Here is an 894-nt window from a genome sequence, read left to right on the forward strand (position 1 = left end):
TAGAGCCACGCACGCAATATGGCACCATTGAAGCTTCTTATTTTGATCGCTCAAAAGGGCAGCAATGCCACATTAAGCATCAGACAGGGGTTAGCGGTCCCGTGCGGCGTTTACGGACTTGTTACACTTGTGAGGAGGAAGCACGAGCTGCTTTCCGAGTCGGACAGGTTGTGTCGTGCTGTGGGCAGTGGTTCTTTGACCCTTGAGGGACGCCCAGAAATCATGGCGGATTAACCTCTGCTTCTTCAAGGGTTTCGTGGGCAAATCAATGGGCCATGGAAAGCTTCCACTGTCACCCACTGCTATGAAAAACAAAGTGGATACACCACAGAAATTACCTTTGAGGCACCAAACAAGGGAAAAGAGGCAGGAGAAAAGGAAACCTCTGAGTGACAAAAAATCAAAGGGTCGACTTGACCCTTTGATCGGTGTTGAAGAGTATTGAGACCAAAATCAAAAGTTCGCACTTTGGTGTGGAGGTAAGGAATAGGTGCAACTTGCACCAATTGCTAAAACGAGAAATAGGATCAAGTTGATCCAATTGCATGAGTACAGCAATAGGGTAATGTTTACCCAATTCCTCAAAGGAGCAATGGTGCAAACATTGCACAATTGCAGACTGAAGAGCAATTTGGTCAAGTTGACCGAATTCCTTAAACGCTTTTTCTCTTTTTGATAATGTTCTGAATAATGTGCTTAGGATACAGAAAAATTATCAGTCAATTTGATTGATCATCTCAAATTGTGATTTTGAGCAGAAAAGAAAAAGAGGCTTTAAATGATCTTTGAAAGGTCTTTGAAGATCCTTTGAGAACCACTTTAAAACTCTTTGAAAAAAAATAAATTGGTACAAAACCTAGTGGCAAAATATACAAAACCCGCTGGCAAGCTACA

1 pseudogene is annotated in these 894 nt (G+C 42.3%); it reads left to right on the plus strand.

Annotation, left to right across the window (positions count from 1 at the left end):
• Window positions 1–393 (plus strand): annotated as a pseudogene (locus tag ACFIKG_RS09500) (late control protein); the annotation flags it as partial.
• Window positions 394–894 lie beyond the last annotated feature (501 nt).

The sequence above is a fragment of the Bartonella sp. LB28NMGDW genome (assembly GCF_042194435.1).
Lineage (GTDB): Bacteria > Pseudomonadota > Alphaproteobacteria > Rhizobiales > Rhizobiaceae > Bartonella > Bartonella grahamii.